This is a genomic window from Labrenzia sp. CP4 (genome assembly GCF_001579905.1).
Taxonomy (GTDB): domain Bacteria; phylum Pseudomonadota; class Alphaproteobacteria; order Rhizobiales; family Stappiaceae; genus Roseibium; species Roseibium algicola.
Window position 1 is genome coordinate 820,001 of record NZ_CP011927.1, and the last position, 20,903, is coordinate 840,903.

Annotated in this window: 19 protein-coding genes, 1 tRNA gene and 2 rRNA genes (1 of these 22 cut by a window edge); 11 read left to right on the plus strand and 11 right to left on the minus strand. The window is 57.9% G+C overall.

Annotated features, from left to right (window positions below):
* The 3 genes from ACP90_RS03920 to ACP90_RS03930 form a co-directional block, all read left to right on the plus strand.
* A 23S ribosomal RNA gene (locus tag ACP90_RS03920) occupies positions 1-1,674 on the plus strand (it extends 1,049 nt beyond the left edge of the window).
* 201 nt (positions 1,675-1,875) lie between these two features.
* Positions 1,876-1,990, plus strand: a 5S ribosomal RNA gene (rrf, locus tag ACP90_RS03925).
* Positions 1,991-2,239: 249 nt separating this feature from the next.
* Positions 2,240-2,316: transfer RNA gene (locus tag ACP90_RS03930), tRNA-Met, on the plus strand.
* Positions 2,317-2,640: 324 nt separating this feature from the next.
* On the opposite strand, the gene ACP90_RS03935 is transcribed toward ACP90_RS03930, so the two are convergent.
* From ACP90_RS03935 to ACP90_RS03985, 11 genes are all read right to left on the minus strand, one after another.
* Positions 2,641-2,988, minus strand: a complete 348-nt coding sequence (locus tag ACP90_RS03935) for a cupin domain-containing protein (RefSeq protein ID WP_031270608.1) — start codon at positions 2,986-2,988, stop codon at positions 2,641-2,643.
* 12 nt (positions 2,989-3,000) lie between these two features.
* Positions 3,001-4,005: a zinc-binding alcohol dehydrogenase family protein gene (locus tag ACP90_RS03940; protein WP_062486886.1), complete on the minus strand. Its 1,005-nt coding sequence runs from the start codon at positions 4,003-4,005 to the stop codon at positions 3,001-3,003.
* A 39-nt stretch (positions 4,006-4,044) separates the two neighbouring features.
* Positions 4,045-4,923 (minus strand): 3-keto-5-aminohexanoate cleavage protein, encoded by an 879-nt coding sequence (locus ACP90_RS03945; RefSeq protein WP_062486888.1) that lies wholly within the window; start codon positions 4,921-4,923, stop codon positions 4,045-4,047.
* A gap of 3 nt (positions 4,924-4,926) precedes the next feature.
* Positions 4,927-5,673, minus strand: coding sequence for an SDR family oxidoreductase (locus ACP90_RS03950; protein WP_062486889.1), 747 nt, complete (start codon positions 5,671-5,673; stop codon positions 4,927-4,929).
* Complete coding sequence (locus ACP90_RS03955; protein WP_062486891.1) at positions 5,670-6,596, minus strand: dioxygenase; 927 nt, start codon at positions 6,594-6,596, stop codon at positions 5,670-5,672. Before ACP90_RS03955 ends, ACP90_RS03950 begins: the two co-directional genes overlap by 4 nt.
* A 9-nt stretch (positions 6,597-6,605) precedes the next feature.
* Positions 6,606-7,400: a glutathione S-transferase family protein gene (locus ACP90_RS03960; protein ID WP_062486893.1), complete on the minus strand. Its 795-nt coding sequence runs from the start codon at positions 7,398-7,400 to the stop codon at positions 6,606-6,608.
* Between the two features lie 17 nt (positions 7,401-7,417).
* Positions 7,418-8,455, minus strand: a complete 1,038-nt coding sequence (locus ACP90_RS03965; protein WP_062486895.1) for a branched-chain amino acid ABC transporter permease — start codon at positions 8,453-8,455, stop codon at positions 7,418-7,420.
* On the minus strand, positions 8,455-9,333 hold the full coding sequence (locus ACP90_RS03970; protein WP_023003762.1) for a branched-chain amino acid ABC transporter permease: 879 nt from the start codon (positions 9,331-9,333) through the stop codon (positions 8,455-8,457). The genes ACP90_RS03965 and ACP90_RS03970 overlap by 1 nt, the downstream gene beginning before the upstream one ends.
* 11 nt (positions 9,334-9,344) lie before the next feature.
* The gene (locus ACP90_RS03975; RefSeq protein WP_055661121.1) at positions 9,345-10,073 is read right to left on the minus strand and encodes an ABC transporter ATP-binding protein; all 729 of its coding nucleotides are present in this window, start codon (positions 10,071-10,073) and stop codon (positions 9,345-9,347) included.
* Entirely contained in the window at positions 10,073-10,816 is a 744-nt protein-coding gene (locus ACP90_RS03980) for an ABC transporter ATP-binding protein (RefSeq protein ID WP_023003760.1), read from the minus strand. The genes ACP90_RS03975 and ACP90_RS03980 overlap by 1 nt, the downstream gene beginning before the upstream one ends.
* A 72-nt stretch (positions 10,817-10,888) precedes the next feature.
* Complete coding sequence (locus ACP90_RS03985) at positions 10,889-12,181, minus strand: amino acid ABC transporter substrate-binding protein (RefSeq protein WP_062486897.1); 1,293 nt, start codon at positions 12,179-12,181, stop codon at positions 10,889-10,891.
* A gap of 579 nt (positions 12,182-12,760) precedes the next feature.
* Here ACP90_RS03985 and ACP90_RS03990 point away from each other — a divergent pair.
* From ACP90_RS03990 to ACP90_RS04025, 8 genes are all read left to right on the plus strand, one after another.
* On the plus strand, positions 12,761-13,792 hold the full coding sequence (locus ACP90_RS03990; protein WP_062486899.1) for a LacI family DNA-binding transcriptional regulator: 1,032 nt from the start codon (positions 12,761-12,763) through the stop codon (positions 13,790-13,792).
* Between the two features lie 630 nt (positions 13,793-14,422).
* A complete protein-coding gene (locus ACP90_RS03995; protein WP_062486901.1) occupies positions 14,423-15,880 on the plus strand; it encodes an NAD-dependent succinate-semialdehyde dehydrogenase in 1,458 nt (485 codons plus the stop codon).
* A gap of 1 nt (position 15,881) precedes the next feature.
* On the plus strand, positions 15,882-16,760 hold the full coding sequence (locus tag ACP90_RS04000; RefSeq protein ID WP_062491332.1) for a fumarylacetoacetate hydrolase family protein: 879 nt from the start codon (positions 15,882-15,884) through the stop codon (positions 16,758-16,760).
* Positions 16,754-17,554, plus strand: coding sequence for a 2-oxo-hept-4-ene-1,7-dioate hydratase (hpaH, locus tag ACP90_RS04005; protein WP_023003750.1), 801 nt, complete (start codon positions 16,754-16,756; stop codon positions 17,552-17,554). Before ACP90_RS04000 ends, hpaH begins: the two co-directional genes overlap by 7 nt.
* Positions 17,555-17,559: 5 nt before the next feature.
* Positions 17,560-18,321 carry an HpcH/HpaI aldolase/citrate lyase family protein gene (locus ACP90_RS04010; RefSeq protein WP_062491334.1) on the plus strand — a complete coding sequence of 254 codons (762 nt, stop codon included), beginning with the start codon at positions 17,560-17,562 and terminating at the stop codon, positions 18,319-18,321.
* Positions 18,322-18,544: 223 nt separating this feature from the next.
* Complete coding sequence (prpB, locus tag ACP90_RS04015; RefSeq protein ID WP_023003744.1) at positions 18,545-19,432, plus strand: methylisocitrate lyase; 888 nt, start codon at positions 18,545-18,547, stop codon at positions 19,430-19,432.
* A 20-nt stretch (positions 19,433-19,452) separates the two neighbouring features.
* Positions 19,453-20,424, plus strand: a complete 972-nt coding sequence (locus tag ACP90_RS04020; protein ID WP_082809658.1) for a tripartite tricarboxylate transporter substrate binding protein — start codon at positions 19,453-19,455, stop codon at positions 20,422-20,424.
* Between the two features lie 76 nt (positions 20,425-20,500).
* Positions 20,501-20,887, plus strand: coding sequence for a 5-carboxymethyl-2-hydroxymuconate Delta-isomerase (locus ACP90_RS04025; protein WP_023003740.1), 387 nt, complete (start codon positions 20,501-20,503; stop codon positions 20,885-20,887).
* Positions 20,888-20,903 lie beyond the last annotated feature (16 nt).

Consider the following 20,903-nt stretch of genomic DNA (forward strand, 5'->3'; position numbering starts at 1 on the left):
AAGAAAGCGTAACAGCTCACTGGTCTAAATAAGGGGTTCCGCGCCGAAAATGTACCGGGGCTCAAGCCATACACCGAAACTGCGGGTGCATCTTATGATGCGCGGTAGCGGAGCGTTCTGTAAGTCTGCGAAGGGGGACCCGTGAGGGCTCCTGGAGATATCAGAAGTGCGAATGCTGACATGAGTAACGATAAAGCGGGTGAGAGACCCGCTCGCCGAAAGTCCAAGGGTTCCTGCGCAACGCTAATCGGCGCAGGGTTAGCCGGCCCCTAAGGCGAGGCCGAAAGGCGTAGTCGATGGGAATGCAGTTAATATTCTGCAGCTTGGTGGTAGTGACGGATGCCGTGTGTTGTATCTCCTTATTGGATTGGGGGTGCAGCGAAGGTGTTCCAGGAAATAGCTCCACCGTATAAACCGTACCCGAAACCGACACAGGTGGACTGGTAGAGAATACCAAGGCGCTTGAGAGAACTATGCTGAAGGAACTCGGCAAAATGCTCCCGTAAGTTCGCGAGAAGGGAGACCTCACGACGGGCAACCGTTGTGGGGTGGCACAGACCAGGGGGTGGCGACTGTTTATCAAAAACACAGGGCTCTGCGAAGCCGTAAGGCGACGTATAGGGTCTGACGCCTGCCCGGTGCTGGAAGGTTAAGAGGAGGTGTGCAAGCACCGAATTGAAGCCCCAGTAAACGGCGGCCGTAACTATAACGGTCCTAAGGTAGCGAAATTCCTTGTCGGGTAAGTTCCGACCTGCACGAATGGCGTAACGACTTCCCCGCTGTCTCCAGCATAGACTCAGTGAAATTGAATTCCCCGTGAAGATGCGGGGTTCCTGCGGTCAGACGGAAAGACCCCGTGCACCTTTACTACAGCTTCACACTGGTATTCGTCACGACATGTGTAGGATAGGTGGTAGACGTTGAAGCAGGAGCGCCAGCTCTTGTGGAGTCACCCTTGAAATACCACCCTTGTCGTCATGGATATCTAACCGCGGTACAACAATATCCGGGACCGTGTGTGGCGGGTAGTTTGACTGGGGCGGTCGCCTCCCAAATGGTAACGGAGGCGCGCGAAGGTGGGCTCAGAGCGGTCGGAAATCGCTCGTTGAGTGCAATGGCATAAGCCTGCCTGACTGCGAGACTGACAAGTCGAGCAGAGTCGAAAGACGGCCATAGTGATCCGGTGGTCCCTCGTGGAAGGGCCATCGCTCAACGGATAAAAGGTACGCCGGGGATAACAGGCTGATGATGCCCAAGAGTCCATATCGACGGCATTGTTTGGCACCTCGATGTCGACTCATCACATCCTGGGGCTGGAGCAGGTCCCAAGGGTTTGGCTGTTCGCCAATTAAAGTGGTACGTGAGTTGGGTTCAGAACGTCGCGAGACAGTTCGGTCCCTATCTGCCGTGGGTGTAGGAGAATTGAGAGGATCTGTCCCTAGTACGAGAGGACCGGGATGGACGTACCTCTGGTGGACCTGTTGTGGCGCCAGCCGCATTGCAGGGTAGCTATGTACGGAAGGGATAACCGCTGAAAGCATCTAAGCGGGAAACCCACCTCAAAACCAGTTCTCCCTGAAGAGCCGTGGAAGACCACCACGTCGATAGGAAGCGTGTGGAAGTGCGGCAACGCATGAAGCTTAGCTTTACTAATAGCTCGTTCGGCTTGATCCTCTCATTAGTCAATGTTCATCTTTTGGATGCGCCCCTGGCGCATCAAAAAGATCATTTTAAGTGCGCTACCGCCCTTCGGGCTGCTTGAGCGCGTTTGAAATGATCCATACGGCCAACGTCCTGGAACCTTCGTCCCAGGCGAGGCCGACCAAAACATCAAAAAAATATATAGACCAGTTCACGCAAATTGCGCTTCGCCGGCCTGGTGGCCCTAGCGGGGAGCCCCCACCCGATCCCATCCCGAACTCGGCCGTGAAACTCCCCAGCGCCAATGGTACTGCATCTTAAGGTGTGGGAGAGTAGGTCGCCGCCAGGCCTGCAAATCGCAATTTGAAACCTCTTCAACTTGTTTGTCGCTCACGCGCGCACCGCCCTAAAGGGCTGCGCTCCGCGCGGGCGGCCTGACCGGCCGGCGGCCACTCGGCCTTGCCTCCGCTGCGCTCCGGATCTCTTATCCCATATCAGCGCAGTCTTCCGGTCAAACCGAAACATAAGGGTATCCCCAACAGGGACCAAACCCAGTTTGACCAAACGCCCAGCGCGCCAAGGACAAACAAAAAAACAACGCGGGATGGAGCAGCCCGGTAGCTCGTCAGGCTCATAACCTGAAGGTCGCAGGTTCAAATCCTGCTCCCGCAACCAACAAATAACCCGGCCGCGCGCCGGGTTTTTTGTTGGTAACCGATACAGATTTTAAACTGACCAGCGCCCCCACAAAAAGCGCTATGCCCGACGCACCGGCACAAAAACGCTCAAAGCAAACTACCGAAACAATATCAAACCCCGGCAGAAAAAACTGACCGGGGTTCTTTTGTTATGTATGAAGGGGGCAGGGCGGAAGACCGACGCAGCGGGGTAGAAAACTCTCAAATCCGGCGACGAGCCCAAACAAAAAGCCTGTTCACACAGACACCAACCTGACGGACCACTGAAACAAGAGCCACGACCGGTTAACCCAAAGGCCTTCTAGAGACTTTGGGCTGTTTCCTCCATCGCCAGAAGGATGGTGGCCGGTTGGTTTGTCCTGTTTTCGAGAGCTCTTGGTTCATTTGGGGATAGAACGCAGGAATCCAGTGGTCCAAGGGTCACCACTTCATTTCCATTGGTGATCGTGACCTGGCCGGAAATGACCACATAGATCTTTTCTTGTGGGGACGCCTTGAGAGACGTGTGGCCTCCAGGAAGAAGATGGGACAGGCCTACCCACATAGAGTGCGTTGACGTTGCCTCCTTTCCCTGAAGACGAAGGCACGCCATCGCGTAGTGTTCCGGCGCCTCATATTGCTGCGCGCTGTCAATGCGGGTTACCTGCATGTGCGTTTCCTTCTAAGGCTTGAGGATAACCCGCTCAGGCGTTGCACGCAGAACTGAAGCGTAGGCCTTGGCGGCGTCGTCAAATCCGTAGACGGTTTCCGGATTGATCGGGAAGGGCTTCAGAACACCGGCCTCGAACTTCGGCTTGAGCACGTCGAAGATCTTCGCGCCGTACACACTGTCGAGCGCCAATGTATCGATACCGATGAACTTGTGACGCCCGCGGAAAAACGTGAAGATGTCGAAGTCTACCGCCCTGTCGAACGTGGAGATGAAGACCTGACGCCCCTGTTTTGCAAGCGCCTTGTTGGCCATTTCGAAATAGGGGCTTCCGACGGTGTTGAAGACGATATCAGCGCCCCGCCCCCCGGTCTTCTCGCGAACCAGTTCAGCGACGTCCTGAGAAGAGCTGTCGAACATTTCGATGGGTTGCGCACTATGGCCGAGAAATTCCATGGGCTTGTATTCGACACCGAACACTGTTGCACCTGCCATTGTCGCAAGCTGGATTGCAGCCTGTCCGACCTTGCCGTTGGCCCCACAAACCAGGACATTGTCCCATGGCTGGACGCCGCCAGCTTCCCGCAGACCTTCAAAGGCGGTTATGAAGGGAACACCGATCGAGCCGGCTTCTTCCATGCTGAAGTTGACCGGTTTTTCGCGGACGGCGGCCTGTGGCAAGGCCATATACTTGGCGTGAGAACCGTTTTGAGTGATGCCGAGTTCTCCGCCTCCTCCCCAGATTTCCTTGCCGATCAGATGCGCTGGTCCATCAACAACAATGCCTGCAAAATCGCGACCGGGAACTCTTGGCCAAACCGCATGCGGCATATGGCCGAGAGACGCCTTCACGTCTGAAGGATTTACACCAGCTGCCCTGATTTCAACCAGGACCTGACCCGGCCCGTGCTGAGGTATTGCCGGTTCGATCACGTCGATCAGAAGATTGTCCAGATCCGGCGACTTTTCCGTCACCCAAAGGGCCTTGCCGGTCACTGTCTTGCTTTGAACGTTCATGGCTCTTGTCCCCGTCCTTTTCACTTTGTTGCGGCGCGCTTACTGCTGGAGGCCAAGCATTTGCCTTGCTTCGCCTGCAGTGGCGATTTCGCCTCCCAGTTTCTCAATGAAGTCACGGGCTCTGGCGGTCAGTTCGCCATTGCCCTTTGTCCGTTTGCCCTTGCCGATATAGACGGTGTCCTCCATGCCAATGCGCACGTGGCCACCCAGCAGCCAGGCTTGCACCAGCATCGGAAAAGCCCATCGGCCGACACCGAAGCCGGTCCACACCGTGCCCGGCTGCAACATTCGTGAAGCCATGGACATGGCATCCGGAGTTGAAGGCAGGCCGTATTTCACGCCCGTTACAAGCGAACACATGGTGGGACCTTCGATATGTCCGGCCTTCAGAAAATCGTTGGCCATGACGATGTCGCCGGTGTCGAACAGTTCCAGTTCCGGTTTCACACCGCAGTCGCGGATGACTTCAGCCATCACGCGCACATTCCGAGGTGTATTGATCACCACCTGCGCACCCGAGTTCATGGTGTTGAAATCCAGTGTGCAGATGTCCGGACGGATCCTTGCGATATGTTCCACCCGTTTTTCTGGAGGCAGGATCGTCGTTCCCGGGCCGGCGACCGAAGGATCGTCATCGGAGGGGACGAAACGGCCGCCTGGACCTGTCGTCAGGTTGAGGATCAGATCAGTGTTCTTCTGCCTGATCAGCCTGACAACGTCTTCGTACAGGCCGATCTCCATCGATGGCTTGGCCGTCTCCGGATCCCGCACGTGAATGTGGGCAATTGCGGCGCCGGCTTCGGCAGCCTCAAGGCACGCATCGGCAATCTCCTGAGGGGTTGCCGGCAGGTCAGGGTGCTGGTCGCGGGTGGTCAGGTTTCCAGTCACGGCGCAGGTGATGATGGTTTTGTGCACCATGGTTCAAAGCCCCCGCCCGGCATCGACAACGATGCGCGTGCCCGTGGAGTGGGTGAGGTAGGCAACGGACGCAAAGATCGCCTTGCCGACATCCTCGGCTTCGACAACCTTTTGCAATGGGGTCGCTGCACCTGCCTTTTCGACCTGTTCCCGTGTTCTGCCTGGAACAAAATCCGTCGCAACCATTCCTGGAGACACGGAGAGGATCCGGACTTCCGGTCCAAGTGCCAGGCCAAGCGTATGGGTCATCGAATCGAGTGCCGCCTTTGCGCCGCAGTAGGCGATGGAAGAACCGAACCCCTTGAAGGCTGCGATCGAGGACACGTTGATGATCGCACCATCGCCGCTCGCCTTGAGCAGGGGAGCAAAGGCGCGAATGGACGCGAACACCCCCCGGAAATTGGACGCGAAGACCTCGTCGATGATGGCGTCCGTCAGTCCATCCAGATCCTTGTGAGCGACCGGCGTCGTGGTGCCCGCCGAATTCACGAGAATGTCGACCCGCTCAAGTCTGCTCGCGATTTCCTCCTTGAAAGCCTCGATGCTTGGCGTGTCGATGACATCGACTTTCAGCGCAAGATGGCCGTCGCCATCGAGTGCCGTGACGACTGCCTGCGCCTTGTCTTCGCTGGAGCGATATCCGACGACGACACGCGCGCCCGCCTCTGCGAACAGTTTGGCAGATGCTGCGCCTATTCCGCCGGAGCCGCCAATGACAACGGCGACTTTCCCTTTCAATGACTGGCTCAAGACACTTTCCCCTTGATCGGCGGTTCGGGGAAACGGGGTTCGCCTGGCTTCAGGATGAAGTCGTAGGTGCAGGTGTAGAAGGGGGTGGCAACGTCGGGATATTCGGCTGAAGGTGTTTCCCGGAGTTCCAGATCACCCGCGATCTGTTCCTTCGCACCGAACACAACGTCGTTCACCATCGCTTCGTCCGTATCGGCGAAAATCTGGGTGATGAGTGTCTTGTGTTCAGGGGCGGACACTATGAAATGGACATGCGCCGGACGCATGGGTGTCCGTTTCTGTGCCCTCAACAGGTCTCCCGTGGTGGTGTGAACGGGGACCGGATAACCGGCCGGTTTCACCGTGCGGATGAGGTAGTTGCCGTTTTCGTCCGAAACAAATTTGCCACGCAGATTGAAGTCGGCCTGGTCCTTGTCCTGGTTCTCGTAAAGTCCATCCGGGGATGCCTGCCAAACATCAAGCGTTGCCCCGGCAATGGGTTCACCATTCACGTCCAGTACACGGCCCTTCAGAACCAGCGGGTCTCCCGACGTGGTCGACCGTGCGATGGTGTCGCCAAACTCGCAGTCAGGTGCAGATCCCCGATAGAAGGGGCCAAGCAAGGCTGACATCGTCTCGCCCTGCATGCCGTCATTGTTGATGAGATCGATCAGTGTCGAGGCGCCGAGAACGTCGCAGATGAGAACCGCCTCGTTGTGAGCGTTGTCGGTCTGCTGGCCTATGGCATTGAGGATCTGCAGGCCTTTTTCATATTCGGCTTCGGTCGGGCGAACCTCCCGCAGGAAGGCATGCAGGTGCCGGACGAGAGAGGTGATGATTTCCTTGAAACGCGGATCCGATGTCGCCTCCATGGCCGCCAGAACGGCAGGGGTAACATCCTCTTCCTTGCTGATCAGTCTTGTAGTCGTAACGTAGCTGTCCATGACGTTCCCTCAGGCGGACGCCGCTGTCGCATGTAAGGCCTGGTCGGCCCTGGCTGCTTTCAGGTGCGGATATTTTTCGGTGAGCAAGGAGCCGTGGTAATAGGTGGCCCTGAAGGCGGGCTCCTTGCGAATGTTGTCCAGCCATGCCGAGATCATGGGCTTGTCTGCCCAGGCATCGCCCAGGTTGATGTCGTCCATGCGCACAATGACCGGCATGATGGCGATATCGGCATAGGTGAGGGTCTGTCCCATGATCCAGGGGCCACCTCCTTCCAGAAGCCACTGGTTCATCCGGTCCACGCCCCGGTCCAGGCGTCCCTGCGCCTCGTCCATGTCAGCCTTCGGAAAACCGGTGCGGCCCATTTTCATGAGAAACTCGCGGCGCAACGGCTTGCTGTCGCAAAGTGCCTGAAATTCTTCTGCGCTCATGGCCTGAAAATGCGGCAGGAAGGCAAGATTATAGGATGGTACGCGGATCGCCGGTGTCGGCACTTCATCGATGAAGCGCAACATCGCCCGCATCCTTGCACACTCATGAGGAGCAGACGGCCGCATCGGGGCGGTGTCCGGCAATATGTCTTCCAGATACTCCATGATGACGGCGCTGTCGGTCACGGGAACCCCATCATGCACGAGGGTCGGAACCACGCCATTGGGGTTGATCGCCAGATAATCCGGCTTGAGCTGGTCGCCACTGAAGAGGTCCAGCTTTCTTTCTTCAAATGCCTGTCCCTTTGCGTGAAGGCAGAAGCGCACACGCTGCGAGCAGGTGGATTGAGGCGCGTTGTAAAGTACGAAACCCATCGGTTGAGCCCTTTCTCTCAGTCCCAGTTCAGGAAGCGGGGCAGGCGGTGTTTCGCTGCCAGGGTTCCAACGATGCCAAGGGGAAAGAATATCAGCGCCAGCGCCATGATCAGGCCGGTTGCCAGGATGTTGAATTCCGAAGAGCCAAGAGTTGCGACGAAGATCTCGTTGAAGGCGACAATCAGGATTGCGCCGATGACCGGGCCCGCGATCGTGCCCTTGCCGCCGAGAATGCACATCAGAACCATGTTCACGCTGACAAGAATGATCAGGAAGATGTTCGGACGGATGTAGGTGAGATATTCACCCCAGATAGCGCCTGCCATGCCGACAAAGGCTGCCGAGATGGCGAAGGCGAGCGTCTTGTAGGTGCGAGTATCGATCCCTGCGCTCTCGGCCTTGATCTCGTCCTTCGAAATGGCGCGCAGCCCGAGCCCGAATTTCGAATGCTTGATCTTGTAGCTGATGAAGACGGTCAGCGCCGCCAGGACGACGAAGGCGTAGTAGTACGGCAGCTTGGCCCATTCCACACTGAGGTCGTTGGCAGGTAGGGCGACGCCATTGGCCCCACCGACAAAGTGCCAGTTGTCAAACAGGATGCGGGCAATCATCACCAGCGCCAGCGAGGAAATGATGAAGCTCGGGCCGCGCGTTTTGAGCGTGATACGACCGATCAGATAGCCGACAGCAGCGCAAACGAGGCCTGCCAGAGGTGCCGTCAAAAGCGTCGAAATGCCGAAGCGTGCCAGCAGCATTCCGGCAAAGTAGCCGCCAATGCAGAAGAAGACGTTGTGTCCCAGCGAGATGTAACCCGTGAAACCGCCAAGAATGTTCCAGCCAGATGCCATGACCGCATAGCAGGCCGTGAACAGGATGAGGTGGATCACATAGTTGAAGTTGCCGACAAATTGCAGTGCCGGAACCGCCAGCAAGAGGGCCAGAAGGACGATCGGAAACCAGGTGGCCCGTGTCCTGTCGGCGCGCCGTGCAAGCTTTTCGTTGTGCTCGGCCCGGGCCTGCAGAACGTTGGACGTCTCGTTGAAAGCAAGGGACATTATGCAAGCTCCGGTTTTTCACCGAACAGCCCCTGGGGCCGAACGAGAAGGATGAGAAACAGGGCGAGAAAGAAGGTCATGGTCGACCATGTCGCTCCGACATAGGTGCCGACGAAGGCGGCAATCACGCTCAACAGGAAGGATGCGACGACCGTGCCGAGCAACGAGCCCATGCCGCCGAGAACCACCAGGGACATGAGGACCGCGATCCACTCCCAGTGTTTTGCCGGAAAGAACGAGAAGACGAAGGAGACAAGGCAGCCAGCAGCCCCGGCGAGACCAATGCCGATTGCGAAGCTGACAAGGGCAACGCGGTTGACATTCACCCCCAGCAGTTCAGCCGCTTCGCGGTTCTGGGTGGTTGCGCGGATGGCGTAGCCGAAACTGGAATACTTCAGGAAAAGCGCCAGCACGGAAATGATGATCAGCGACAGAATGCCCGCATAAAGCTGGCCGGTCGGAATGAAGACATCACCGATAAAGATCGCATCGGTCGCGTAGTCCGGAGACGTCACACGCTGGGTGTTCGAGAAGAACCCTCCCAGTGCCCCTTCGACAACCATCGCGATTGCGAAGGTGAGCAGGACCGTCATTTCCGAATATTTGGCCGAGCGTGCTTCCCGTTCGAAAACCAGCTTGTAAAGCACCACACCTATGGCGGCCAGAATGACGATCGCCACGGGCAGCATCATCAAGGGGTCGATGCCGTACAGCCGGAAACCCCAGTAGGCGACGTAAGCGCCGGCGATGATCAGCACCGGATGCGCCAGGTTTACGATGCGCATGACACCGAATACGAGACTGAGCCCGGATCCCATGAGGGCGAACACACCACCAAGAGCAAGGCCCAGAATGAGAGTTTGAATAATATCAGCCATGGTTGCCCTCCTCAGGCTGCCTTCTTGCCGCCGAGATAAAGGTCCTGTATCCGCGGGTCGCGCAGGACGTCGTCCGCAGGACCGGAAAACAGGGTGCGTCCCAGATCCAGAACGACGCCCTGGTCGGAATTCTTCAATCCCATCAAGGCGTTCTGTTCAACAAGAAGGATCGTGATGCCTTCTGCGGCCATCATCTTCATGATTGAAAACATTTCCTGGACGATCTTTGGCGCCAGTCCGAGCGACGGTTCATCCAGCATGACAATGTCCGGCTTCAGGATCATGGTGCGGGCCATGGCCAGGGTCTGTTGCTGACCTCCAGACATCGTGCCTGCGTGCTGGTCGCGGCGCTCCTTCAGGATCGGGAAGAGCTCCTCGATCTCGTCGATGCGTTTTTCCAGACCGGATTTGTCGCTCATGGAAAAGCCGCCCATGCGCATGTTTTCCCGCACGGTCATTTTCGGGAACAGCGCGCGCTCCTGGGGAACGAAACAAATTCCCTTTCGAAGCACCTGGTCCGGGCGAAGGCCCTTCAGGCTTTCGCCCTTATAGAGAACGTCGCCGTTGCGCACCTTGAGCATGCCGCAGATGGCCTTCAGCAAGGTGGACTTGCCGGCGCCGTTCGGACCGATGATGCAGTGGACCTTGCCGGGTTCGACACGAAGCTCGGCTCCGTCCAGAATTGCCGGGCCGTCGCCGTAACCGGCGGTCACATTGGAAACGTGGAGAAGTTCGCTCATCACGCAGCCTCCTCCAGGACGCCACCAAGATAGGCGTCGAGAACAGCAGGATTTTCGCGGACTTCTTCGGGCTTGCCATCAGCAATGACCTTGCCCTGGGCCATCACCACGATCTTGTGGGACAAGCGCATGATGAGGTCCATGTTGTGCTCCACGATGAGCACCGTCAGGCCCTGTTCGTTCAGCTTTTGTATGTGGCCGATGATTTCCTCAAGCAGCGTCGGATTAACCCCGCCAGCAGGTTCATCGAGCAGAATGATCTTGGGGTCGCTCATCAGGAGCGCTGCCAGATCCATCAGTTTCTTCTGGCCGTAGGACAGGTTGGAGCCGTCCTCGTAGGCGATCCGCGTAATGCCGAGGAAGTCGAGGATTTCCATCGCCTTTTCGACTTCTTCCGCACCAAGGGCGGGTTTGAAAAGATCCCGCCAGCCGCCGATCCTGGATTGGCAGATGACGTTTTCCAGAACCGTCATGTCCGCCAGGTTTCGGCTGATCTGGAACGTGCGGCTCAGGCCCATGCGGGTGATCTTGTGCGGCCGCAGATGTTCGATGCGTTGGCCCTCAAGAAGAACCTTGCCGGCCGAGGGTTCGGTTGTCCGGCTTATGCAGTTGAAGGCGGTGGTCTTGCCTGCGCCATTCGGGCCGATCAGGGCCGTGATGCTGCCTTTGGGAACGGTGAACGAACAGCCGTCGACTGCGCGGATCCCGCCAAAATGCTTGGACAGGTTATCTATTTCGAGCATGGGAACTCGCTTTGCGCTTGGAATGTCAGGAGAGCTTCCCGGGCGCCACGCGCCCGGGACCGGTTCGATCCGTCAGAACGAACCCTTCGGGTAGGTGAGGGCGCTGACGCCTTCAAACTCGTCCGTCGGATAGACAAACTGCAGTTCGCCATCGTTCCACTGGGTCATCAGGAACGGCTTGTCTGCAGGCAGCCCCAGTTCATCCCAGTTGAACCGACCGAGGATCGTGCGAACCGGCTCGTCCCTGGTGCGTTCCGACAACCATTTGCCCATGGCTTCATTGTCGGTTGAACCGGCACCGAGAATTGCCTGCTCGATGCCCTGGCAGACAGCGAATGGAATGGCAGCGTCCTCATCGGGAACCGCCCCGAATTTTTCCTGATAGGAGGCGACGAAGTCGCTGTTGGAAAACGGTTCGCCGGCCAGTGTCGACTGAAATGGTGCATCCTTGTGCCAGGAGGTATGAACCATAACGCCTTCTGCACTTGAGCCGGTGCCTTCCAGGTATTCAGCCTGTGTTCCCTGGCTGAAATAGACGAGTTTCGGCTCCGCCCGGACTGTCTTGAGTGCGCGTGTCAGCTGGACCGCCTCTTCCGCGGAAGCAGTCAGTCCGATGATCAGTTCCGCTCCGGAGCGTTTCACCTGATTGGCAAGGTTGAGCCAGTCGCTGAAACCTTCTTCCGGCCAACGCTCGGAAAAGACGACTTCGATGTTGTTTTCAGCAAGGTATCCCGGTGCGAGGTCGCGCACCAGTGAACCGTCCGCCGGGTCCATGACCTTCTCGCCCATCAGGCCCGACCAGACACCGTTTGCGAAGAAGTCGTCCGCGGATATCACGGCCGCAGTCTTGGGTGTTTCACCCTCGGGGATCAGGTCCTTGATGATGCCTGCGAGGGAAGCGCCGACATATTCGGCGGCATTCGGCTGGAAATAGAAGATGTTCTTGTGACCCTGCGTATAGATGCGCAGGGCGCCACCGGCCGGCAACGGGTGAACCATGTTGTTCTTTGCCAGAATGCTGGCGACAGGGAAGGACAGACGCGAGGAGAAGGTTCCGTATACCGCCTCCACGCCGTCGACATTGATGAAGCGTTCGTACTGGTTGATGGCAGTTGCCGGGTCGGATCTGTTATCGGAAACAAGCAGCTCGACCTGGCGCCCCATGATGCCGCCGCGCTCGTTAATGAGATCGACACACAGTTCATAGCCTTGCTGGTGTTTTTGTCCGGCAATCGAAAAACCACCGGTCAAGGGCAGGCTGGCACCGATCTTGAGCGGATCAGCCGCCTGAGCCATTCCGGTATAGCCAGATGCAAGCATGCTGGCAGACACAAGAGCTGCCACCGTCCAATTAATGCGTTTCATCTTTTTCCTCCCTGAAGATGAGATCAGATCCTTTTCGGTAGATCTGCGGTGGAGCCCTCCCAAGCCCTTGCACCATACCGTAGCCATTCGTCGTGCCCCTTGCTCACGCTCGAGATCGGGGCGGCCTTCACATCACCTCATGCATTTCAGCAATCGAACTTAGTCGTGCAATCGATTGCACAGATATTCGCAATAATATACGCGACGAAAATCGTCACGCTCTGATCCGGATGTGCCGGACAGGATAAGCCTGACTCCCTCCCAAATCATCGATAGCGCCCGAAACACGTGTCGTGTTTCAGAGCGTTGGGCCGACGCCTCTCCCAAGGCTGACTGTCCCAAATCGAAGCACAGATCTTTCACCAGTCCAACCCGCTTCGGGTTTGCCCTCGCCACAATGAATGAACCGCACGTACCGGTGCAGTGCCCATTTCAGGCAAGTCGCAGAACGCGAAATCCAAATCTCTGCAATCGATTGCATAATCGGTAACACGATCACAAACGAGGTGTCAACAGTTTTATGCAATCGATTGCGAAGAGGGCTCCATCCGGCTATATGGAGGGTGGGAGGACGCAAAGATGAGCCGACGGCCGACACTGAAGGATATAGCCCGGGAAACAGGTGTTCATGTTTCCACGGTTTCCCGTGCGCTTGATCCGCAAAAGCGCAGCTCGCTGACCGAAGAAATTGTCGTGAAGATCCGTCAAGCGGCCGACAGGCTGGGGTATCGGCCCAACCGGATTGCCTTCAGTTTGCGCAAGCAGAAGTCGATGACGGTCGGGGTGATGATCCCGGATATCACCAACATGATTTTCCCGCCGATCGTTCGCGGCATCGAAAGTGTGATGGAGCCGCTGGGTTATGCTTCCATCATCGTCAACACCGATGGTGACAGTGACCGGGAGCGCCGATTGACCGAGACGCTCCAGGAGCGCGGCGTGGATGGCATCATCCATACGGCTGTGTTGCGCAGCGATCCCAATATCGTGGAAGCGGCGCGCCAGGGTCTTCCGGTTGTCACGCTGAATCGAAAGGTCGAAGAAGCCGAGATCCCTTATGTGATCAACGACGAGGAAGCCGGGATCCGCATGATTTTTGATCATCTTCATGATCATGGTCACAGGCGAATTGCGCATCTTGCCGGACCTCGGGACTTGTCGACCGGACTGCTGCGTCGTGAAGCGTTCTGCTCGGTTGCCCGGGACTACGGACTTTCAGCCGATGCACTTGTCATCGAGGACGCCTGCCGTTTCGAGGAGGAGGAAGGCCGCCGTTGTGCGAAAGAGATATTGAGCCGGTCACCGGAGACAACCGCAATTCTGTGCGCCAATGACAGGCTGGCCCTCGGGGCCATGGATTATTGTGCCAGAAACGGGCATCCGTGCCCCGACAAGATTTCCATCACCGGTTTCAATGACATGCCGTTCCTGGATCTCATTCCGCCTGGCCTCACAACAGTGCGCATAGAACAGTTTGATGCAGGGGCCACCGCTGCCAGGCTGCTGGTTCAGATGATTGACGGCTGTGACGGCAAGGTTCCAAGGGAAACAGTTCTTCCGGTCAGCCTGAAATGCCGAAACAGCGTCCTTCGGATAGAACCCGACCATTAGAGAGCGCCTGACTTCTGCTGGCAGGGCGATTTTTGCTCAGCAGCCTCAAGTGCGCTGTCATCCGGCCCTGGGGTGAAGAACAGTCACCCAAAAAGACCAACAACAAGGGCACATCGTTCCCTTGGGGCGACACTCGTGACAGCGGCTGTTAGCTTCAGTTTGGACGATCGAGGTGCCCTGATCGCGAGCCTGGTTTGCTTGAGCCCGCATTTCACTGTTGGCTCCTTCCATTTGGTGTGCCCGCTCGACGGGTTCAGAATGTGGTCGCTGAGCCAGATCGTTGATGTTCCTTCGGTTCTTTCGCCTTCGTTGCCGGACCGTACAGCCGCGTAAACGTTCAGTGCCTGGCTAGTGGCACTCATTCATTCGTCTTTTCAGATACTTACGAAAGTGACCGATCCGGCAACCCGATGGTGGCTGGATCGTCCTGCTTCTTTCAAACGCCGGTTCGAGCCGCGGTTGGGCAGCCGCAGCTTCTGCTCTCGGCGACAAGGCTTCCCAAAAACACTGTAGTCAAGCGTCCCTTGAACAAATTAGCTCATAATGTGATTGTGATTATTAGATTTTTTGAATATATATCCATAATATGAACTTTTTGAATTGAGTGTCCGGGCAGGGGGAGATGCATCAGTGTTAAAAGACAGGAGCCTTCTCTGCGAAAGCGTCCGTATTGGTGAAGGCATCTACGAAGCGGGTGTTGAGAGCCTTACCGTCACGAACCCGGCGACCAGCGCTTGCCTCGGCAATGTTCCCAACCTTGGGGGTACTGAGACAGGGTTGGCCATCAGACATGCCAGAGAGGCACAGGCCGATTGGGCCGCACAGCCTGCGAAGGCACGGGCCGAGGTGCTTCAGCGCTGGTTTGCGTTGATTGTCGAGAACGCTGACGATCTGGCGCGCATCATCACCCTGGAACAGGGCAAGCCATTGAAAGAGGCGAAAGGGGAAGTTCTCTACGGTGCCTCCTATGTCGAATGGTATGCCGAGGAAGCGCGCCGCAAATACGGCGAGACGATACCTGCGACGTCCCGGGACAAGCGCCTCCTGGTGATCAGGCAGCCTGTTGGTGTGGTTGCGGCGATCACCCCCTGGAACTTTCCGAATGCAATGATCACAAGAAAGGTTGCACCGGCATTGGCTGCCGGGTGCGCAATTATCGTCAAGCCCGCCGAGCAAACGCCTTTTTCAGCCCTTGCGCTGGCGACGCTCGCCGAGCGTGCAGGTGTTCCGCCTGGTCTCTTCACGGTTATCACGGGGGACGCGCGCAGGATTGGCGCAGCGATGACCTCCAGTCCCTTCGTGCGCAAGCTGTCCTTTACCGGCTCAACGGACGTCGGCAAGTTGCTGATGCGGCAGTGCGCCGACACCGTCAAGAAGATCTCGCTGGAACTCGGCGGCAATGCGCCTTTCATCGTCTTCGATGATGCCGATGTGGAAGCCGCCGTCGAAGGGGCTGTGGTCGCCAAATTCCGCAACAGCGGCCAGACCTGCGTTTGCGCCAATCGCATCTATGTGCAGTCGGGTGTTCACGACGCGTTCGTTGCCGCTCTGGTGAAACGGATGCGGACCATGAAGGTCGGTGATGGGCAGGCTGGTGATACGGACCTTGGTCCGCTGATTGACGTTTCAGCCATAGACAAGGTCCAGGCGCATATCTCGGATGCCATTGCCAATGGTGCCAGGATTGAACTGGGTGGAACGCATCATTCCCTTGGTGGCACCTTTTTTCAGCCGACCGTTCTGACGGGTGTGCGCCATGAGATGCGCATCGCACGTGAAGAGACCTTCGGGCCTGTGGCGCCAGTCTTCCGTTTCGACACGGAAGAAGAAGTGATCGCGCTTGCCAACGACAGCGAATACGGGCTCGCAGCCTACTTCTTTACACGCGACCTCGCGCGCAGTTGGCGGGTCGGCGAGCGTCTCGAGTACGGCATGGTCGGCATAAACACGGGCCTGATCTCCACTGCCGAAGCACCGTTCGGCGGCATCAAGCAATCCGGCCTGGGACGGGAGGGATCCCGCCTCGGCCTGGATGAATACCTGGAAGCCAAATACCTGTGTGTGGGCGGAATCGATGAAGGAAATTGACATGACGGCATATGAGCCAGCCATTGCAGCGTTTCGGGCAGAAGGCGCCCTGCGTTATGGCGTCCTGACAGGCGATGATCTGGTGGACGTGACCGACAATCTGGAAGCCCGGTTCAGTAATCTTCTGGACGTTGTTGCCGCCGGCGCCCTGCTGGAACTGGTCAAGGCCGGCGAGGGGCGTCCGGTGAGCTATCGGGCGGCAGATGTCGCCTTCCAGATCCCGATTTCTGCTCCGCAGAAGATCATCTGCGTCGGGGTGAACTACCCGGACAGGAACGCAGAGTACAAGGACGGCCAGGCACAACAGATGCGGCCCTCTCTTTTTCCGCGGTTTGCGAGCGGCTTCACCGGTCATGGCCAGCCACTGATCCGGCCACCGGAAAGCGATCAGCTGGACTATGAAGGCGAGATTGCGATCGTCATCGGAAAAGCCGGCCGTCGCATTCCGCGCGAGACGGCATTCGACCATATTGCCGCGATTACCCTTTGCAACGAGGGAACGATCCGCGACTGGACGCGCCATGCGAAATTCAACGTGACGCAGGGCAAGAACTGGGAAAGGACCGGCAGCATCGGCCCGGCTCTCGTCCCGCTGCATTCCCCGGCCCAATTGCAGGATGTCGCCCTTGTAACCCGCGTCAACGGTGAAGTTCGCCAGCAGGACCGGACGTCGAGAATGATTTTCGACTTCCCCTATATCGTCAATTACGTCTCGACATTTGCACAGCTGATGCCTGGCGACATTCTGGTCTGTGGCACTCCGACAGGTGCCGGCGCAAGGATGGAGCCCCCTTGCTGGTTGAAGCCGGGTGATATTGTGGAAGTCGAAGCCGAAGGCATCGGTATCCTGCGCAACGGCATTGAGGACGAAAAATGCTGAGTGCCGCGCAGGTGCAGGACGTGGCGGCCGAGCTTCTGGAAGCGGAAGCAACCCGGCAACAGACTGGCCTTCTCAGCGTGCGTTACCCGGACATCTCGCTGGATGATGCCTATGCCATACAGGGGGCGCAACTTGCGACCAAACTGGCAGCCGGGCGGCGCATCCTGGGGTGGAAAATCGGCCTGACATCCAAGGTCATGCAGAACGCACTCGGTATCGATACGCCGGATTCGGGCGTGCTTTATGACGACATGCTGTTCCCGGATGGCGGGCAGGTGCCACGCGGCCGATTTATCGAACCGCGCGTGGAAGCCGAGATAGCGTTTGTGATGAAGGCGCCGATCGATGGCAACGTGTCCCGTGAAGATGTGATCGCGGCGACGGATTATGTCAGTCCCGCGCTTGAAATCCTGGACACCCGCATCTTGCGTGCTGATCCGGAGACGGGAACGCGCCGGCGCATCTTCGACACCGTGGCGGACAATGCCGCCAATGCGGGCGTGGTTCTGGGAGCCCAACGGCATGACCCCGGCGACGTGGATCTTCGCTGGGTTGGGGCTATCGTCGAACAGGATGGTGAGGTCACAGCCACCGGTCTTGGTGCGGCTGTCTTGAACGACCCCGTTATGGGGCTTGTCTGGCTTGCCCGGCGGATGGCCAGCTACGGCCACCGCATCGAACCCGGCCAGATCGTCCTGACGGGATCGTTTATCGGCCCCATCGAATGTCCACCCGGCACGGCGATCCGGGCCGACTTCGGACCGTTCGGCGCCGTCTCCACCAGATTTGCGTGATCGTCATGACCTTAGCGAAAAACCTCTTCAAGGCACGGCTTGCAAAGCCGGAGACCCAGATTGGCCTTTGGATGGCGCTGGCACATCCCGGCGCCGCGGAAATTTGCGCCGGAGCCGGGTTCGACTGGCTCGTCATCGATGCCGAACACGGGCCGAACGGGCTTGCCGAAATCATGGCGCAGCTGCGGGTTCTCTCCGGCAGCAGCCATGCGGTGGTTCGCGTCCGCGAGAATGACCGTGCCCTGATCAAGCAGATGCTGGATATCGGGGCGCAGACAATTCTGGTGCCGATGATCGAAACGGCAGCGGAGGCGCAGGAAGCCGTGGGCTCGGTCCGTTATCCGCCGGAGGGGGCGCGCGGTGTCGGCGCGGCCCTGGCAAGGGCATCGGACTATGGTCGCATAACCGACTATCTGCACACGGCAAACAAGCAGGTGTGTCTGCTTGTGCAGGTCGAAAGCTGCAAGGGCATCGATGCGCTGGACGAGATACTGGCGGTTGAAGGTGTCGATGGCGTCTTTGTCGGGCCAGCGGATCTGGCCGCGGACATGGGCTATGTCGGCCAGCCCGAAGCGGCTCCTGTGCAAGCGGTCGTGGTTGAGGCCCTTTCGCGGATCAGGGCCGCGGGAAAGCCTGCCGGTATCCTGACGTCCAATCATGAACTTGCGAAATGTTATGCGCTCATGGGTGTCGAGTTTCTGGCCGTTGGGGCTGATGTCGGTGTCTTTGCGCGCGGTCTTGCGGAGTTGAGACAGGCATTTCCCTGATCATTTCCCGGTTACGGCCGGGCGTGACCATATTATGAACAGGTAGGCCCGTTGCGTGAAAGCGCGGCGGGCCTTTGTTTTTGGCTGTTTTCTGCGGCTGAGGCGGCTCGAAATCATCGGGAAATAACGTATTGACTTTGAAAAAAGCCATAATATGATCTTTATCAAATAAAGAGTTCAAAAAATGATCATATTATGATCAGTCAAAAATGAGAGGTTCATAATGACGACACTTTCGGCAGGCGCACGGTTCCGGCAGGCCTTGAAGGAAGAAAATCCGCTTCAGGTCATGGGGTCGATCAACGCCTACACGGCGATGATGGCAGAGCGCGTGGGCTACAAGGCTCTTTATCTTGCCGGTGCAGGCGTCGCGAACGCATCCTACGGGCTTCCCGATCTCGGCATCACGAACCTGAGTGACGTGCTGACGGATCTCCGCCGCGTTACGGATGCAAGCAGTCTGCCGGTCCTGGTTGATGTCGATACCGGCTTCGGCGGTGCCTTCACCATCGCGCGCCTTGTGCGCGGCCTGATCAAGGACGGCGCCGGTGCCATGCACATGGAAGATCAGGTTCAGCTCAAGCGGTGCGGTCACCGTCCGGGCAAGGAGATCGTTTCCAAGCAGGAGATGGTTGACCGCGTCAAGGCGGCCGTGGATGCAAAGACCGACGATCAGTTCTTCATTGTTGCCCGCACGGATGCGCTGGCCATCGAGGGCCTGAACGGTGCGATCGACCGGGCCTGTGCCTACGTCGAGGCTGGCGCCGACATGATCTTCGCAGAAGCCTGCACGGAGTTGTCGCAGTACAAGGCTTTCGTCGATGCACTCGACACGCCGTATCCGGTTCTCGCCAACATTACCGAGTTTTCCAAGACGCCGAACTTCACTCTGGACGAGCTGCGCAGCGTCGGTGTTTCAGCGGCGCTCTACCCCTTGTCTGCGAATCGCGCAATGAACGCGGCAGCCCTGAAGGTTTACAAGCATATTCGTGAGGTCGGATCGGCGACCGGTGTGCTGGATATCATGCAGAAGCGCGAGGAACTCTACGACTTCCTGAACTACCACGACTACGAAAGGAAGATCGACGAGTTGTTCCAAAGTCGGAAGTAATTGAGCAAAGGGAGGAAAGAATGCTCACCAAGAGAACTTTGTTGTCAATCGCAGCGGGCGCCTTGGCGCTCACAGTGGCGGCTCCGGTTATCGCGCAGGACGCGTTTCCGGAGAAGCCGGTCCGCCTGATTGTGCCGTATTCGCCTGGAGGGGGGACAGACACTACGGCCCGGATTGTTGCCGACAACATGAAGGAGTACCTGGGGCAGCCTGTCGTCGTCGAAAACCGTCCGGGTGCGTCCGGAACGGTCGGCACGCTTCTGGCGAAACAGGCAGAAGCTGACGGGTATACCATTCTGTTCGGTATCCAGGCGACGCTTGCGCTGAACCCGTCGCTTTTCAAGTCGGCGACCTACAACTCGAAAGAAGACTTCTCGGGGATCGCGGTGATCTCCGAGTCGCCCTATGTGGTCACGGTGCCGGGGGATTCCGAAATCTCCGACTATGAAGGCTTTGCCGCGGCCGCCACGGAAAACCTGACCATGGCAAACGGAGGCAGCGCGGCGCTTCTGGCAGCGCGTTTGCTGGCCCGGCAGGCGGATCTCAGCTTCACCAATATTCCCTATTCGGGTTCCGGAGATGCAATTTCCGATATCCTGGCCGGCCGTGTGAATGCGATGATCAGCAGTCCTGTTTCGGTCCTGCCGCATGTTGAGAGCGGTGCCCTGAAGCCGATCCTCGTCACGAGCACGGACCGTTACGCCGCGCTGCCCGACACGCCAACGGCAGACGAACTCGGCTTCGACGGTTTCAACGTGGTTGGGTGGTACAGTGTCGTTGCTCCGGCTGGTGTCCCCCAGGAGCGTCTGGACGTTCTGAGCGATGCCTTCAACAAGACCATTGCCAATCCGGACGTGCAGGCGAAACTCGAAAGCATCGGTGTAACGCCGTCCCGGCGTGGCCTGAACTCTGCGGCGACGACAGAATTCATCGCCTCCGAGGTCGACCTGTGGGGCCAGGAAATCAAGGACGCCGGCATCGAGCCGAAGTGACCTTTCCCTGAACTTCCATTTCGCAACAATTGAACCTACCGGGCGAGCTTCGGCTCGCCCTTTCAAGGATGGAACCATGCCGCACGCCTGGATCGAATATTCCGGTAATATTGCAGATCAGACCGAGGTCGAAACTTTTGGTCGCTGTGTCCACGCCGCCATGACGGAAGCCGGTATCTTCCCGATCGCGGGTATCCGCATCCGCATCACCCGCATTGACGATTGCCTGGTCGGTGACATGAACCCGGACAACGGGTTCGTCCACTTGTCCCTTCGTATCGGTGAAGGCAGGGATGCGCAGACCAAACAGGAGGCGGCAGACTTGATCTTTGATCGGACTTCGTCGCATCTGAAGCCTCTCGCTGACCGTGCCCGGCTTGCATACGCAATGGAAATGCAAGAGATCCCGAGTGCTTACAGTTACAAGATGAACAACCTGCACAAACACTTGAAAGCCAGCTGACGGTTTTCTGGAGGAT

Coding starts and splice junctions, on each gene's coding strand:
- ACP90_RS03935 (WP_031270608.1), bottom strand. CDS start 2,988: ATGCAGGTAACCCGCATTGACAGCGCGCAGCAATATGAGGCGCCGGAA.
- ACP90_RS03940 (WP_062486886.1), bottom strand. CDS start 4,005: ATGAACGTTCAAAGCAAGACAGTGACCGGCAAGGCCCTTTGGGTGACG.
- ACP90_RS03945 (WP_062486888.1), bottom strand. CDS start 4,923: ATGGTGCACAAAACCATCATCACCTGCGCCGTGACTGGAAACCTGACC.
- ACP90_RS03955 (WP_062486891.1), bottom strand. CDS start 6,596: ATGGACAGCTACGTTACGACTACAAGACTGATCAGCAAGGAAGAGGAT.
- ACP90_RS03960 (WP_062486893.1), bottom strand. CDS start 7,400: ATGGGTTTCGTACTTTACAACGCGCCTCAATCCACCTGCTCGCAGCGT.
- ACP90_RS03965 (WP_062486895.1), bottom strand. CDS start 8,455: ATGTCCCTTGCTTTCAACGAGACGTCCAACGTTCTGCAGGCCCGGGCC.
- ACP90_RS03970 (WP_023003762.1), bottom strand. CDS start 9,333: ATGGCTGATATTATTCAAACTCTCATTCTGGGCCTTGCTCTTGGTGGT.
- ACP90_RS03975 (WP_055661121.1), bottom strand. CDS start 10,073: ATGAGCGAACTTCTCCACGTTTCCAATGTGACCGCCGGTTACGGCGAC.
- ACP90_RS03980 (WP_023003760.1), bottom strand. CDS start 10,816: ATGCTCGAAATAGATAACCTGTCCAAGCATTTTGGCGGGATCCGCGCA.
- ACP90_RS03985 (WP_062486897.1), bottom strand. CDS start 12,181: ATGAAACGCATTAATTGGACGGTGGCAGCTCTTGTGTCTGCCAGCATG.
- ACP90_RS03990 (WP_062486899.1), top strand. CDS start 12,761: ATGAGCCGACGGCCGACACTGAAGGATATAGCCCGGGAAACAGGTGTT.
- ACP90_RS04000 (WP_062491332.1), top strand. CDS start 15,882: ATGACGGCATATGAGCCAGCCATTGCAGCGTTTCGGGCAGAAGGCGCC.
- hpaH (WP_023003750.1), top strand. CDS start 16,754: ATGCTGAGTGCCGCGCAGGTGCAGGACGTGGCGGCCGAGCTTCTGGAA.
- ACP90_RS04010 (WP_062491334.1), top strand. CDS start 17,560: ATGACCTTAGCGAAAAACCTCTTCAAGGCACGGCTTGCAAAGCCGGAG.
- prpB (WP_023003744.1), top strand. CDS start 18,545: ATGACGACACTTTCGGCAGGCGCACGGTTCCGGCAGGCCTTGAAGGAA.
- ACP90_RS04020 (WP_082809658.1), top strand. CDS start 19,453: ATGCTCACCAAGAGAACTTTGTTGTCAATCGCAGCGGGCGCCTTGGCG.
- ACP90_RS04025 (WP_023003740.1), top strand. CDS start 20,501: ATGCCGCACGCCTGGATCGAATATTCCGGTAATATTGCAGATCAGACC.